Raw genomic sequence first — 14709 nt, forward strand, 5'->3', positions numbered from 1 at the left:
GGGTATCAGTTCGCGGCCGCGACGGGCGTGCGCTGCTCGCCGAGGTCGATGCGACCGTCGGGGGTCGCGATCGTCGCCGTGATCACGTCGCCCGGACTCAGGTAGTGCGGGTTCTTCGCCTGGCTCTTGAAGAACGCCCTCCACTTCACGGCGGGAGGCAGCAGCGCGCCGATCTTCTCGACGGCCTTCGGCGGCGCCTTCAGGGCCGTGCCGCCGGGAGTACCGGTGAGCAGCAGGTCGCCGGCGTCCAGGGTCTGGAAGCGGGCCAGCAGGGTCAGCGCCTGCGCCGGGCGGACGATCATGTCGGCCAGGGTGCGGTCCTGGCGCAGCTCGCCGTTGACACTCAACTTCAGCCGCAGGTCCAGGAGATGGGCGAAGTCCTCCGGCTCCAGCAACGACAGGTACGGACCGGTCGGCGTGAAGGTGGGGTACGACTTGCTCTCGTAGAACTGCGTCTTGGTCAGCTGCACCTCACGGGCGCTGACATCGTTGGTGATCACCAGTCCGGCGACGTACGACGGCAGGTCCCGCTCCTCGACCACGGTGCCGACGGGCAGGGGCGCGCCCATCACGAGCCCGAGTTCGATCTCGTAGTCGAGGAACTTCACGTGGGAGGGGCGGACGACGGCGTCGCCGGGGCCGCTGACCGAGCCGGACGCCTTGCGGAAGAAGGCGGGCGGGATGTCGCCCTTGAAACCCGAATCGCGGGCGTGGCTACGGTAGTTGACCATCTGGGCGACCACCCGGCAGGGCGTGGTGACCGGCGAGAGCGCGACCAGATCGGCGACCGGAGTGCCCGGCTCGCCGGAGGCAGCGGCCTCACGGACGGCGTCCCGGTCGGCCAGCAGCTCGGCGGTGGTCATGGCCTTGGTCTCGACGGGGACGGCCCCGTCTCCTTGGACGACCCACCAGCCGTCGGCCGTGCGCAGGACATTGGTGCTCATGTCAGTGCCTTCTTCAGAGGGACGGGTCAGGAGTTGGCGGCCTTGAGCAGGCCGAAGAGTCGCGCGGGGTCCATCTCGTTGTCGCCGCGCAGGGCCTCGATGACATCGCGGACCCGCTGCGGTGAGGGGCTTGTGCCGAGGAAGTCGCGGGTGGCCGGCGGGCCCCACTGGGCGAGGCCGCTCGTCGACATGGGCGCCCAGCCGGGCTCGACGTCGCAGGAGAACAGGTCGCCGTCGGCGAAGTGCTCCAGCATGAAGTGGTCGGGATCGCGCCAGTAGTCGAAGAGCTGGCTGCCCTGGATGTGGCGGCCGATGCCCCAACTGCGCTTGTATCCGCGCTCCTTGAGGTACTCGCCACCGGCGGCGATGGAGTCGAGGTCGGTGACCTGGTAGGCCGAGTGGACATACCCGGTGCCGGGCCCCAGGTGCATGGCCAGGGTGTGGTGGTCGGCCGGCACGCCACCCAGGTCGCAGCGGATGAACGCCATCGTCGGACCCCGGCCGCGCTGCCCGTCCAGGAACAGGAAGTCGGACACGATCATCCCGAGCGTGTCCAGATACCAGTCCAGAGCCTGGCCGAAAACGCGGGTCTCCAGCACCACGTGGCCCAGGCGCTGGATGCGGGACGGCTCGCGCGGCGGGCGCTGCGTGGTGTTCCTACGACGGTGATCCGTGCCGAAGTTGAGGAGCAGCGGCTGCTGTTCCGGCAGTGCGGGGAGCTGTTCGCCGCAGTGCGCGACCCGGACCGGGAAGCCGGACGGGTCGAGCAGGTCGACCACCTTGCCGCCGCCAGGCACGTCGGAGTCCCGTACGGACGATCCGGTGGCGCGGGCCAGCCGGTCCAGATCGCCCCGCTCGGCGGCGCGAAACGCCGGACCGATGAAGCGGGACGTACGACCGCGCCGGATCACCATGCAGGGCGAGCCCGCGAAGGTGCCCCGCAGCCACAGCTCGCTCGCGGTGCGGGCGGCGACGCCGAAGCCGAAGTCGCGGGCGAAGACCTCCGCCCGGTCCAGGTCGGGCTTCTCGAACTCCAGCCAGGCCAGGTCCGCCACCTTGATCACGGGATTCCGGGAGCGGCCGGGGTGTTCGCCGCGCAGGGCGCCCTGCTCGCTATGGAGGTCCTGGTGGGCCGTGATGACGTCCCCGTTGACGCGTGTTCCAGACATGGTGCCCTCCGAGCAACATTGCCGTAATGAGGAAATCATCAACTGTGACAGTTCTTTCGTCAAGGCTTTCGCGGCAGGAAATGACGAATTCATCAGGACTGCGATCGCCGTCTTGCAACCGTTAGACTCTGCGCATGTCTACGTCAGCCCCGCCCAGCAACCGGTTCGAGCGACGTCGCGCGGAGACCCGCAGGGCTCTGGTGCGAGCAGCCCGGCAGATACTCGCTGAGAGCGGTGACACCAGTGCGAGCATCCAGGCGATCGCCGAGCGCGCGGACGTGGGCTTCGGCTCCTTCTACAACCACTTCGACTCCAAGGCGGAGTTGTTCGAGACGGCAGTGATCGACGCCTTCGAGGAGTTCGGGCAGGCCTTCGACGAGCGTCTGACGGGGATCGACGATCCGGCGGAGCTGGTGGCGGCCGGCTTCCGGCTGAGTGCCCGCATGGCCGACTCCCACCCGGAGCTGATGCAGGTCCTGCGCCGCCGTGGTCTGGGGCACATCCACTCGGGCAACGGACTGGCCCGACGCGCTCTGCGTGATCTGCAGGTCGGCATCGCCTCAGGCCGCTTCACGACCCTCGACCCCGTGGTCGCCCTGTCCGCACTGGGCGGCACCTTGCTGTCCCTGGTGGAGCTGCGGTTCGCCCGCCCCGAGGTGGACGGCGACGAGGCCGCGGTCAACCTCGCCGAGATGGTCCTGCGGATGCTGGGCCTGCCCGCGGACGACGCCCACGAGGTCGCCCGACGCCCCTTGCCTGACGTCGACTGACTCGCGCCGAGGCCTCACGCGGACGACGGGTCCGGGCGGAACGTGACCGAGCGGCCGGTGAAGCGGGCGTCGATTGCGTCCTCGCTGGTGGTGACCGACCGCAGCCGGAGCCCTTCGGGCACGTTCTGCAGCGGTATGGGCTCGTCCAGGACCTTGTCGAGCAGTGATGTCAGCGGAGGGAGCAGTTCACCCTGCTCCGCGCGTACGTCCGTGAAGGCGACGCGGTTGCCGCTCGCCGCCGAGACGGCCGCGCTCACGGTCACGTCGCCGACGAGCGGCAGACTCGCGGTCGCGTCGACCCGGCCGGACTCGTCCCCCTGTGACACCTGCACGCCGAGCGCGCTCGACACATCCGCGTACGACAGGAACGCGGTCGCTGTGACGCCGTCCGCGTGAGCCTCGTCGGCGCTCCCCGAGGTCTTCAGCCCGTCCATGCCGACCGTCAGCTTCGTCACCGGGAGCGGCCGGGTGGTGGCGCCGGCCGGAATGTCGTGGGCGGTCAGGTCGACATGGTCCAGGCTGCCCGCAGCCAGTTGGTTCAGTACGGGAAAGCCCCTGACGTGCACCGATGGCCGATCGGCGGTTCCCATGCCGTCCTGGAACGCCTTGGCCGTACGGCTCTCCGCGCGAGCTGCGGCGATCCGGTCGACCGCGACTCCGCCGACCAGCAGGGCCACCAGGGACACAGCGACGATGATCACGCGCCGCCCGGTCCGGGTCGGGGGGCTCACGTACACGGAGCCGTCGCCGTAGTAGGGCTCCTCGTCGCGGTGGGACTGATACATGGTTCTCCTCTTCGAGTGGTGCTTGGGAAGTGCGCCTACGCGGCGTCGCCCTCGGGCCGGACAAGCCCGTGGACGCACGCCGCGGCGCTGTCTCCGGCCACGCCCATCGCGATCAGGGCGGCGGTCGCGGTGCCGGTGCCGTCATCGCTCCAGACCTCGCTGTTCACGCAGTCCAGCAGCCCTAGCAGGTACCCCTCCAGAGCCCGGGTCAGGACGACCGGGGGGACGCCGGTCTGGAAGGCGCCGCGCCGCTGCCCCCGGGAGATGATCGCCTCCGCCATGTCCCGCGCGGGGGCCAGGACTTCGGCGAGCCGATCGGCCCCGAGGTCCTGGGGAGCGAGGCGGAGCAGGATGCGGTAGCGATCTCCGACGGGCCACACCGCGAGGACGAAGCGCGCCAACTCCGGGACGGCATCCGCCACCGGCGCGCGCGGGACCGCGAGCGCCTGCCGCAAGGCCCACGTGGCCTCCTCCACCAGCCCCTCCATCAGTGCGGCCCGGCCGTTGAAGTGGCCATAGACCGTACGGCGCACCACCCCTGCCGCCTCGGCGATGTCACCGAGGCTGCTGTCGGGGTCACGGTCGAGTTCCTGCCTGGCCGCTTCGAGGATGCGGGCCCGTGTGAGCAGGGTTCGGCTGCGTTCCGGGGCGGCTGTCAAGTGTGCGTGGATCACGTCGAACCTCCGATTGACGGGGGGAGGGCGACTCGATAGTTGCACATCGGCGGGCAATAAACTAGTCTGCACATCAATGGGCAATTAGCTGCCCCTGATGCCGGGCCCCTCTTGGCCCCGCGTGCACCGATCCCATCGATTCCGCACCCCCGAAGCCTGCGCTTCCCCTCCTGCCGAGGAGCCTTGACCATGCCGCTCTTTCCGAACACACCCGTCGAGAAGATGACGGAGCCCTACCACCGGCGCTGGTGGGCTCTGCTGGTCCTGTGCCTGAGCCTGCTGATCGTGGTCATGGCGAACACGTCACTGATCGTGGCCGCCCCCGACATGACGCGGGACCTGAACCTGTCCAGCAGTGACCTGCAGTGGGTCATTGACGGCTACACCGTCCCCTACGCCGCCCTGATGCTCGTGCTTGGCGCGATCGGCGACAAGTACAGCCGCCGCGGCGCCCTCGTCCTCGGCCTGCTGATCTTCGCCGGAGGTGCGGTGATGGGCGGCCTGGTCGACGAGACGAACCTGGTCATCACAGCCCGCGCGATCATGGGTGTCGGTGCCGCCGTGGTCATGCCGGCCACACTGTCGCTGCTGGTCGCGATGTTCCCGCGCGCCGAGCGCGCCAAGGCCATCACCGCCTGGTCCGCGACCTCCGGCCTCGCCATCGCCGCCGGTCCGCTGGCCGCCGGCTGGCTGCTGGAGAACCACGCCTGGGGCTCCACCTTCCTGATGAACGTCCCCGTCGCCGTCCTCGGCGTCGTCGGCGCGCTGCTCCTGGTCCCGGCGTCCAAGGCGGAGGGCATGGGCCGGATCGACTACGTCGGGGGTCTGCTGTCGATCATGTCGGTCGGTTGCCTGGTCTACGCGACCATCGAGGGCCCGCACTTCGGCTGGGGCGTCGGCCCGATCACCGCGGCCGTCGTCGCCGGCGTGGGCCTGCTGGCCTTCGTCGCCTGGGAGTTGAAGCACCCCAACCCGATGCTGAACGTGCGCAAGTTCACCGAGCGTCCCTTCAGCGGCTCGATGATGGCGGTGCTGTTCTTCTTCTTCGGCACCTTCGGCTCGATCTACTACTCCACCCAGTTCCTCCAGTTCGTCCTCGGCTACAACGCCCTGGACACCGGCATCCGCCTGCTGCCCCTGGCCGGAGCCGTCTTCGTCGGCGCCGCCGTCACCGGCAAGCTCGCCCCGAAGCTCGGCGTGAAGACCGTGGTCGGCACCGGCATGGTCATCGGCACGGCAGGCGTCTTCCTGCTCACGCAGATCGAGACGGGCTCGACCTACACCGACTTCCTCACGCCCCTGCTGCTGCTCGGCTTCGCCATCGGACTGAGCCTGGCCCCGGCCACCGACACCATCATGGGCTCCTTCCCCGAGAGCGAACTGGGCGTCGGCGGCGGCGCCAACGACACCGCCCTGGAACTCGGCGCCTCGCTGGGCATCGCCATCCTCGGCTCGCTGCTCGCCACCTCCTACAAGGACAAGCTCACCGACATGGTCGGCGGCCACCTCCCGGCCGCGGCCATGGACACCGCCAAGGACTCCGTCGGCGGCGGCATCGCGGTCGCCGAACACGTCGCCAAGAACCCCCAGGGCGGCCCCCAGCAGGCCCACACCCTGCTCGGCGCGGTCCACGAGTCCTTCGCCCACGCCATCGCCCACACCAGCCTCATCGGCGGCATCATCATGGCCGCCGGAACCCTGATCGTCATCGCCGTCCTGCCCGGCCGCAAGCACACCACCAAGCCCCATGCTGAAGATGCGGCACCGGCTACCGAGGAACAGACCGAGACCGTATACGCCTGAGCCCCGTACACCGGAGGCCGGAACCCCGATTCCGGCCTCCTCCACCCCCAGGACGGGCTGTGCCTGAGCGGCGCACGGCCCCGGGACGGTGCCGGCAGGGGACACCCGGCACCGTCCCCCTTTTTTTGCTGTCCGTCCCGCGTGGCTGGGGTGGCGTTCAGCGGACCTCCGAGGTGACCCCAACCGGGCCCAGTTCCAGGATGATTGTCGAAGATCAGGCGTTGTGGGGTGGCTTCGGGGGCGGCTTGGTCTGGGACCACTGGCTTGACGCCGAGTCGGGCGGTGCAGCGTCGGGGAGCTGGCGATCAAGCCGTTCGGGGAGGGGCGGGGCAGGTGCAGGGGGATCTGGGAAGAGACGCCGCGCGGTTGAGTGCCGGGTGTGGCGCTGTGGATGGTTGGCGTGGTATTGCTCGGCCTGGGCTGGTGGCGCGATCACGCGGGATTCTGGGCGGACAAGGCGTTCCTCACCCATGTCTTCTCGTCCGTGACGACCGCTTCGTTCGGCGTTCCGTTGGCCCTGGTGATCCTCAACCGGGACGCGATGGTGCAGGCCGAGGCGGTGGAAGCGCGTGCCTGGCGGCGTCTAGCCCCTGAATGGTGGCTGCGCAGTGCGCTCCACCGAGAGGACGACGGCGCTCTCGCTGAGCCCCGTCAGCAGCTCACGGATGAGACGTCGGAACACGCCCTGGAGGAGTTCCGAGCCGAGGTACGTCCAGGCAGTTCGGCCGTGCCGGTGGTAGTCGCCCGTGCCCGTAGACCTGATCAGGGAACGAGAGTTCAACGCGTATCTGGATGACCTCAACCACGGCCGGCGGAGTGGACCTCTCCATATGACGTGGCGGCGCTGGCTTGGCAGTACCGCATCGCCACGACGCTGGCGCGGGGACGGACATGGAAAGACCCCGGCGCTTCGCACCGGGGTCACGTCGGACTGCAGGGGCGATCTCACCCCTCGGTGGCGGCCACCTCGTCGACTACGATCTGCGCCCGCTTCTCCGGCACACCGGCCGCGATGAGCGTGGTGACGGCCACCCGGGTGCCGTCGTCCTCCAGCGCCCCGGTGTTGACCTCTTCCAGCAGGGCGACCGTCATCGCCTCCAGACCGGCGCTCAGCACCGGGGCCGGCAGCTGAGTGTGGAAGACGCCGTCCCGTTGTCCCTGCTCCACGATGGCCGTGACCCTGACCCGGGCGGGCTCCAGGATCCCGGCGACACGGTCCATGCCGAGGTCCCGTCGGGCCAGCGCCAGAAGCATCCGGTACCGGTCGCCCACGGGCCAGAGCGCCAACGAGAAGTGGGCGAGCGCCCGGTCGGCCGGCTCCGTCACCCCCGCGCCGACCGCCGCGGTGGCCTGAAGCGCCTCGGCGGCCTCCTCGGCCAGCGCGTCCAGCAGCGCCGCCCGCCCGGGGAAGTGCCCGAACAGCGTGCGCCGTACGACACCCGAGGCGCGGGCGAGTTCCTCCAGGGTGATGTCGGGATTCCGCCCCAGCTCCTGGCGGGCGGTGGCCAGGATGCGCGCCCGGTTGGACCGTGCATTGCGTCGCTGGGGCACACGGCCGACGGGCTGGGACACGACAGGAACCTCGAAGAAACCGGGACGGAGAATGGACTTCTCCATTCTGGCACGCCAGTCCCGACCGACCCGCGGCCGCATCCGGGGTCGGTCGGGACCTGGTCAGGCGGGCAGCTCCTTGATGTCGGACGGCTCCTGCGGCTCGATGCCGTTGAAGCGGTGCCGGAAGTCGCTGGAGGCGGGGTACGCGGCGCGGCGGGAGCGCATGATCGAGCCCAGCGGGCGGTGGGCCTCCAGGGCGTGCCAGGGGCTGAAGGAAAGGACGTCGTCGGCGTAGCGGCGGCGGGCGTCGCCGTAGGCGTCCTGGGCGGGCAGATGCAGCACGGCCACGGTCTGGTGCGGTGACAGTTCCTCGGGCCACAGGACCGAGGCGTCCTCCACCGGCATCCGGTCGATGTCCGTGCACAGCTGGGCGCGGATGTCGTACTCGGCGCTGTTGTCTGCGAAGAAGTCGACGACGAGGTCGCGCAGAGCCGACTCGCCGGCCTTCTTGTCGACGTGGCTGCCGGTGAGGGCTTGCACGTTCGCCGAGCGGGGCGCGGCGGACATCTTCGCCACGTGGTCGCCGTAGCGGAGCGCGGCCATGGAGTGGAAGGTCTCGCCGAGGACGTGGTCGTTGGCGGCGGCCAGGGTCTCGACGGCGGGCGGAAGCGGACGTCCGACCCGGGTGAGGGCCTTGGCGGCCACCCGGGCGGCCGCGCCGGTGACCTGGAGCTGCTGGTCGCTCTGGCCGGGCTGTTTCTCCAACAGGTCCTGGAGTTTGGCGTATTGGGCGATGTTGCCGAAGGGCAGGGTGGGGTGGTTGACGAGGAGGAAGTCCTGGGTGGTGAAGCCGTCGTCCAGGGCACGGGACCCGGGGGCGCCGATCACCTTCATCGCGAGGCCGCGCTGGACGGGCACCTGGTCGGAGCGCAGGTCGCCGGGGGCGGAGGAGAAGCGCACGATCACCGGGTAGGTGACCGGTTCAGCGAAGAGGCCCTGGGCGAGGTGGGCGGGCAGGTCGGGCTGGATGCGCAGCTCACCGGAGAGGACGCCGTGGCTCTTGGCGTGAGCGTCGCGCAGGCCGTGACGGTGTTTGTCGGCGACCTGCTGGTTGGCCTTGCCCATGGCCGCGACGACCTGGCGGACGAGTTCGTCCTCGTCCGGAAAGGGCTGTTCGAGGTCAGGGCTGTAGCGGACGTACGAGGTCATGGGGGTTCTCCGCGCGAGGTGGGGGTCAGTTGCTGCTGAGCCAGCGGATGGCGGACAGGCTCGGCATGAAGAAGTACTCGCCGCCGAGGAGGGTGTTGAAGGACTGGATGTTCTGCACCCGGCGAGGCGGGGTCCCGGGCACGGTGAAGTAGGCGCCCTTGTCCTGGAGCGAGATCATCGGGTCCTTCTCCTTGCCCAGGCCCATGAAGTTGCCGGAGCCGACCCACTCGCTCTGCAGGAACTCGACGTTGTCGATGGCCCGGGCGCCCAGCGCGATGAAGTCCAGGCCGCGCGGTGTGCCGTCGTCCTTGAGGCGGTCCGGGGGCAGCGGGGTGCCGTAGGAGGTGCCGCGCCGGATGATGCGGCGGATGTTGACGTCGCTGAGGACCGTCAGCTTGGTGTCGCGCGGGTTCATCCGGCGGATGTGGGAGCCGAGCGGGGTGCGCAGCCCGCGCGGGTCGGCGGAGTAGTCGAAGTCGTTGATCCGGTTCGGGTCCTCGCCGATCGCGGGGGTGTCGCGCTCTGGGGTCAGGGCGAGAGGCGCGCCGCTGCGCCAGCGGCCGACCAGCTTGGCGGCCAGCAGTTCGCGTTCGGCCTCGGTGGAGGCGTTGTCGTGCAGCCACTTGTTGAAGGCCGCGACGTGGGAGTGGTACTTGCGGAAGACGACGTACGTGCCGTTGCGGCCCAGGACGTCCGGAGCCGGTACGGGCAACGGCACACCGGTCTCGCTCGGGTAGCCGAGGACGAACTCCCCGGCCTTGATGGGCCGTCCGTCGCCGGGCAGGGGTTCGGCGCCACTGCCCTCGACCACCGGCTGGCTGAAGCCGTCCCGGTAGCCGAAGACGTTGAACCCGTCGGCCGCGAAGTCCTGGTGCGACAGCAGCCGTACGCCAGGGACCTCGCCCAGTTCCTTTTCGTACGCGGCGACTTCGGCCCGCCAGTCGTCCTCGCTCGCGGCAAACACCGTGACGGCGACATGCACCCGCGGTGTGCCGAAGGGGAACTCCCAGCGGTCCGGCGCGTTCACGCCGGTGTCCCGCAGCCGCTCGGCGCGGGCGGCCATCCCGGCACGGAAGTTGGCCGGGAAGGAGGCCAGTGAGGTCTCCGGCAGCCCCAGTGCGACCAGACCCTGGTAGCTGAGAGCGAGGGACAGCCAGGACGGCTGCGGTTCGTCCCAGCGCGCCGCCGAGGTCACCCTCGGCGCCAGTCGGCGCAGCAGCTCCCTGCCCGCGGCCGGTTCGGTGATCTCCAGGATCGCGTGGGTGCCGAAGTAGGGCTCGGGCCGGGCCCGCAGCAGGGTCGCCTGGATGTCGTCGAGGTCCAGGGTGGGCGGGCGGCGCAGCCGCCGAAACAGCGGGGAAGGCATGGTGCGCCTGCCTTCAGTTGAGGTCCGACAGGAAACGCTGCACGGCGGCCTCCTGCCGCTTGAGCCGGTGGCCTTCAGCGACGGTGAGGCCCGGGTGGGCGACGAACCACGCCTCCGCCGGGATCTGGTACTTGACGATGAAGTCCTTCACGTCCGGCGAGGTGATGCCGGGCCAGCCCTCGACGTTGCTGAACAGGTAGTCCATGAACTCGGGGATCTTCGTCGCGAAGTCGTCGATGTAGGGGTCCCACTCGCCGTCGAAGGCGGTTGCGAACAGCAGCTTCGTGTCGTTGTCGAGGAACACGAACCGCATGTTGTGCAGGGTGCCGACCTGACCTGCGCCCGCCAGGTTCCCGCCGACCAGGCCGAAGAACTTCCGCAGCCGCGCGGCGCCGTTCGGCTTCAGCGGCAGGATCGTCGTCAGCTCGGACACCTCACCGCTCTTGGCGCCGATCCGGCCGGCGGTGGTGACGGCGTGTTCGGCCATCTCCTCCTTGTCGGCGAGGATCTCGGCGGCCTTGAGCTTGAGGGCGATCTTGGCGTCCGAGAGTGCGGCGTCCACCTTCTCGCGGACCGCATCGGGGAACTGCTGGAACTTGGTGTGCAGGTCTGTCTCGCTCATGGCGCCTCTCCTTGGGCGTGGGCGGCAATACTCCACGTATTGCCACAAATAGGCCATCGCGGGATGGCACACAAGAGGGACAAGCCCAGTTTCTGACCATCTCCGCAGGATTGATTACATCATCAGTTCACTCCTCTGGCTTGTCAATGCGCTACTGGCAGGTAGTCACACGACGCACGGGACTATGACGGTGTCCCATGCAGTGAGGCGGACCAGTCGCTTGCAGCAACACAGGGCTGCGGCGAGGCCGAGAAAGGCCAGGTAGTTGCGTGGAAGGCGCTCGTAGCGGGGACTGAGTCCGCGATAGCCGGACAGCCACGAGATCGTCCGCTCGATCACCCACCTGCGGCGGCCCAAGCGTTCGCTGGACTCGACGCCTTTGCGGGCGATGCGCACTCGTCGTACCTCAGTGAGGATGCGAGGCGCGTGTGATCGAGCAGGTTCCTCTAGCCGGCGTCCCGGGGAAGGGACTCGATGGCCGCCTCGATGAGGCGCAGGGCGACCACCGCGGCCTGTTCGAGGTCGGACTCCTGGGTGCCGGTGAAGAGCTCGATGATGATGGCGGTCGCCGCGATGGCCACCATCCGGGGGCCGACGGCCTCCGGGGCGACGCCGAGGTCCGCGGCGACGACTCTGGTCGATTCGCGGACGGCGGCGTCCATCCGTGCCGTCCGCAGCGCTGCCAGTTCGGGGTTGGCGACGAACATGCGGCGTTCCAGTTCGACCATCTCGTCGTCGCCCGACTCGTGTTCCGCCAGCAGCCACCGCCCGAGGACGTCCACCGCACGCTCGTCGGGGCTCCGGTTGCGCATCGCCTCGGCCAGCCGGTCCGCGCCCTCGCTGAACTTGGACATGGCGATGTCCTGCTTGGAACGGAAGTACATGGCCACCGTGCGCGGCGAGACCTCGGCCCGTTCCGCGATCTCGGCGACCGTCGTGGCGTCGTAGCCCTGCTCGGCGAACAACTCGAAGGCGGCACGGATGACCGCCTCGCTGCGCCTTGCCTTACCGCGCTCCCTCAGACCTTGCTTCACCATGGCGCCAAGATTACTGCAAAGTTACAGCCCCTCGCAATGTTGCAGTTCGCTGCAAATTTTAGCTTAGGCTGCAGTCGTCTCGACGGATCGGCGACAGGGAACAGTCATGGCTGGAAAGTTGTACGCACTCGGCCGGTGGGCGGCGCGCCGCCGGCGCTGGGTGGTGGCGGGCTGGCTGCTGCTGCTCGCGGTGGTGGGCGGGCTCGGGATCACCCTCCACGGGAACCTCTCCACGCAGTTCAGCGTGCCGGGGATCGAGGCGCAGCGGGCCACGGACCTGCTGAAGAAGGAGTTTCCGGAAGCTGCCGGCGCCGACGCACGCGTGGTGTTCGCCGCACCGCCCGGTGCCACGCTGCTCGGCGGGAAGGAGCAGGCCGCGATCGCCTCGAGCCTGCACAACGCCGCCTCGGTGCCCGGGGTGCTCTCCGTGTCCGACCCGGTGACGGGCCAGACGATGTCCGCCGACCGCACGATCGGTTTCGCCGACGTCCAGTTCGCCAAGGCGGCGGGAGAGGTGCCGAAGTCCGCCACCGATGCGCTGACCTCGGCGATGGGACCGGCCCGGGACGCCGGCCTCACGGTCGAGTACGACGGCTCGGCGATGGATCCGACCGTCTCGGTGAGCGGCCCCGCCGAGATCATCGGGATCGTCGTCGCGTTCCTCGTGCTCGCCCTCGCCCTCGGGTCGCTGGTCGCGGCCGGGCTGCCCATGGTCACCGCCTTCGTCGGAGTGGCGATCGGCGTTCTGGGCGTCGAGTTCGTGGCCGGGTTCGTCCAGATGACCGAGACCGCGACCACCCTGGCGCTGATGATCGGTCTGGCCGTCGGCATCGACTACGCCCTGTTCCTGGTGTCCCGCCACCGCGAGCAGCTGGCCGGCCAGGGTGACGGCGAGCTCGACGTGCAGGACTCGATCGGTCGCGCCACCGCCACCGCGGGCAGCGCCGTGGCGTTCGCCGGCCTCACGGTGATCATCGCGCTGGCGGCCCTGTCGGCCACCGGCATCCCGTTCCTGACCGTCATGGGCCTAGCCGCGGCCTTCACCGTGCTCCTCGCCGTCCTGGTCTCACTCACCCTGGTGCCGGCCGTGCTGGCCTTCGCCGGTGAACGGCTCCGCCCCCGGGCCAAGCAGCGCCGCTCCCGGAGCGCACGCCCCGACTCCGCCGGGGCGTGGGGCCTGGCCTGGGCACGCATGATCACCCGCCGGCCCGTCGCCGCCCTGCTCGTCTGCCTGGCGGCTCTCGGAACCGTCGCGCTGCCGGTCGGTCACCTGCGTCTCGGCCTGCCCGGCAGCGAGACCCAACCCGTCGCCAGCACCCAGCACCGCGGCTACGACCTGCTCGGCCAGGGACTCGGGCCGGGCTACAACGCCACCGTCACCGTCGCCGTCGACACCGCCCGCGTCCGGGACGCCCAGCGCACCGCGCTCCTCGACAACCTGGCCGACACGCTGCGGCGCGACGCCGGCGTCGCCGCCGTCGCCCCGCCGGTGACCAACCAGGCCGGCACGGTCTCCCTCCTCAGCGTCATCCCCACAACCGGACCGGACGACCAGGCCACCACCGACCTGGTGCACCGGATGCGCGAGAGGGACAAGCAGGCCGTCACCCAGGCCGGCGGCGTCATGTACGTCACCGGCACCACCGCCACCGCCATCGACGTCTCCGCCAAACTGGCCGACGCGCTGCCCCTGTTCATCGCCATCATCACGGTCCTGGCCGTCGTCCTGCTGACCATCGCGTTCCGGTCACTGCTGGTCCCCCTCAAGGCCGTCCTCGGCTTCCTGCTGTCCACCGCGGCCAGCCTCGGCTTCGCCGTCTGGGTCTTCCAGGACGGCAACCTCACCGACGCCTTCGGGGTCGCCGCCGCGGCACCGGTGGTGGCCTTCCTCCCCGTCCTGCTCGTCGGAGTGCTCTTCGGCCTCGCCATGGACTACGAGGTCTTCCTGGTCAGCCGCATGCGCGAACACTTCGAGCACACCGGCGACGCACGCGAAGCCGTCGCGCACGGCGTGGCCAGGAGCGGACGCGTGGTCGTCGCCGCCGCACTGATCATGATGGTCGTCTTCGGCGGCTTCATCTTCACCGACGACCCGGTCATCAAGTCGATCGCCTTCTCCCTCGCCTTCGGCGTCCTCTTCGACGCCTTCGTCGTCCGTCTGACCATCGTCCCCGCCGTCATGGCCCTGCTCGGACACCGCGCCTGGTGGCTCCCCCGCTGGCTCGACCGCGTGCTGCCCGACGTCGACATCGAAGGCACCCGCCTGCCCGCTCCCACACCGGCCGCCAACACCCCGGCGACCACCCCGGTCCGGCAGTACGACCACGTCTGAACCGAGCACCCGCTGACGCGCAGCATGACGGCGCGTCAGCGGGTGCGCTTGGCTAGGCCCTTGTACGGTCAGCCGCCGCGGACCTCGAATCCCCTCTTCCTCATCGAGCTGTCCTGAATCAGAAGGTCAGGACGTCGCCGTCCGGATTCTCGACGTTGATCCACAGCGAGGCCGGATCACGCTGTCCCTCGCCGAGTCCTCCGAATAGCTCGAACTACGCGTGCCGTTCGCTCTCCTGCCGTCCAACTGCCGTGCAAGCCGAAACCGTTGTTGCTTGAGCGTCGAGAAAGAGCATGAACGTCCACGCCTCGTCCGCCGAGTCAATGCGACCGATGCGCAAGCGTGCCTCTCCTGCCTGTTCGAGGACGCCGATCGTTTCGGCGAGGGCCAAGGTCGGTTGCCCGCGCCTCCGAGTGAGCCGGAGACGGGTCCGGTAGGCGGCCG

Annotated in this window: 14 protein-coding genes; 4 read left to right on the plus strand and 10 right to left on the minus strand. The window is 69.7% G+C overall.

Features of this window, described 5'->3' with window-relative positions:
* Nucleotides 1-5: 5 nt before the first annotated feature.
* Nucleotides 6-944 (minus strand): fumarylacetoacetate hydrolase family protein, encoded by a 939-nt coding sequence (locus ACYUED_RS18150; RefSeq protein ID WP_491293321.1) that lies wholly within the window; start codon nucleotides 942-944, stop codon nucleotides 6-8.
* 26 nt (nucleotides 945-970) lie between these two features.
* A complete protein-coding gene (locus ACYUED_RS18155; protein ID WP_491293322.1) occupies nucleotides 971-2113 on the minus strand; it encodes a VOC family protein in 1143 nt (380 codons plus the stop codon).
* Nucleotides 2114-2247: 134 nt separating this feature from the next.
* On the opposite strand from ACYUED_RS18155, the gene ACYUED_RS18160 reads away from it, so the two are divergent.
* Nucleotides 2248-2883, plus strand: a complete 636-nt coding sequence (locus tag ACYUED_RS18160) for a TetR/AcrR family transcriptional regulator (RefSeq protein ID WP_491293324.1) — start codon at nucleotides 2248-2250, stop codon at nucleotides 2881-2883.
* A 14-nt stretch (nucleotides 2884-2897) separates the two neighbouring features.
* Here ACYUED_RS18160 and ACYUED_RS18165 read toward each other — a convergent pair whose 3' ends face one another.
* Nucleotides 2898-3668 carry an LmeA family phospholipid-binding protein gene (locus ACYUED_RS18165; protein WP_491293325.1) on the minus strand — a complete coding sequence of 257 codons (771 nt, stop codon included), beginning with the start codon at nucleotides 3666-3668 and terminating at the stop codon, nucleotides 2898-2900.
* A gap of 35 nt (nucleotides 3669-3703) precedes the next feature.
* A complete protein-coding gene (locus ACYUED_RS18170; protein ID WP_491293326.1) occupies nucleotides 3704-4342 on the minus strand; it encodes a TetR/AcrR family transcriptional regulator in 639 nt (212 codons plus the stop codon).
* A 189-nt stretch (nucleotides 4343-4531) separates the two neighbouring features.
* On the opposite strand from ACYUED_RS18170, the gene ACYUED_RS18175 reads away from it, so the two are divergent.
* Complete coding sequence (locus ACYUED_RS18175; RefSeq protein ID WP_491293327.1) at nucleotides 4532-6145, plus strand: MFS transporter; 1614 nt, start codon at nucleotides 4532-4534, stop codon at nucleotides 6143-6145.
* A gap of 379 nt (nucleotides 6146-6524) precedes the next feature.
* Nucleotides 6525-6941: a hypothetical protein gene (locus ACYUED_RS18180; protein ID WP_491293328.1), complete on the plus strand. Its 417-nt coding sequence runs from the start codon at nucleotides 6525-6527 to the stop codon at nucleotides 6939-6941.
* Between the two features lie 149 nt (nucleotides 6942-7090).
* Here the strand turns inward: ACYUED_RS18180 and ACYUED_RS18185 are convergent, their stop codons facing one another.
* The 6 genes from ACYUED_RS18185 to ACYUED_RS18210 form a co-directional block, all read right to left on the minus strand.
* Nucleotides 7091-7717, minus strand: coding sequence for a TetR family transcriptional regulator (locus ACYUED_RS18185; RefSeq protein ID WP_491293330.1), 627 nt, complete (start codon nucleotides 7715-7717; stop codon nucleotides 7091-7093).
* 102 nt (nucleotides 7718-7819) lie between these two features.
* Nucleotides 7820-8908 (minus strand): catalase family protein, encoded by a 1089-nt coding sequence (locus ACYUED_RS18190; RefSeq protein WP_491293331.1) that lies wholly within the window; start codon nucleotides 8906-8908, stop codon nucleotides 7820-7822.
* 25 nt (nucleotides 8909-8933) lie between these two features.
* Entirely contained in the window at nucleotides 8934-10274 is a 1341-nt protein-coding gene (locus ACYUED_RS18195) for a Dyp-type peroxidase (protein ID WP_491293332.1), read from the minus strand.
* Between the two features lie 13 nt (nucleotides 10275-10287).
* On the minus strand, nucleotides 10288-10896 hold the full coding sequence (locus tag ACYUED_RS18200; protein ID WP_491293333.1) for a hypothetical protein: 609 nt from the start codon (nucleotides 10894-10896) through the stop codon (nucleotides 10288-10290).
* A gap of 165 nt (nucleotides 10897-11061) precedes the next feature.
* On the minus strand, nucleotides 11062-11313 hold the full coding sequence (locus tag ACYUED_RS18205; protein ID WP_491294314.1) for a transposase: 252 nt from the start codon (nucleotides 11311-11313) through the stop codon (nucleotides 11062-11064).
* 29 nt (nucleotides 11314-11342) lie between these two features.
* Complete coding sequence (locus tag ACYUED_RS18210) at nucleotides 11343-11933, minus strand: TetR/AcrR family transcriptional regulator (protein WP_491293334.1); 591 nt, start codon at nucleotides 11931-11933, stop codon at nucleotides 11343-11345.
* Nucleotides 11934-12039: 106 nt separating this feature from the next.
* Here ACYUED_RS18210 and ACYUED_RS18215 point away from each other — a divergent pair, with 106 nt between their 5' ends.
* Complete coding sequence (locus ACYUED_RS18215) at nucleotides 12040-14265, plus strand: MMPL family transporter (protein ID WP_491293335.1); 2226 nt, start codon at nucleotides 12040-12042, stop codon at nucleotides 14263-14265.
* The last annotated feature ends 444 nt before the right edge of the window (nucleotides 14266-14709 follow it).

This window comes from Streptomyces sp. DF42, from assembly GCF_058267695.1.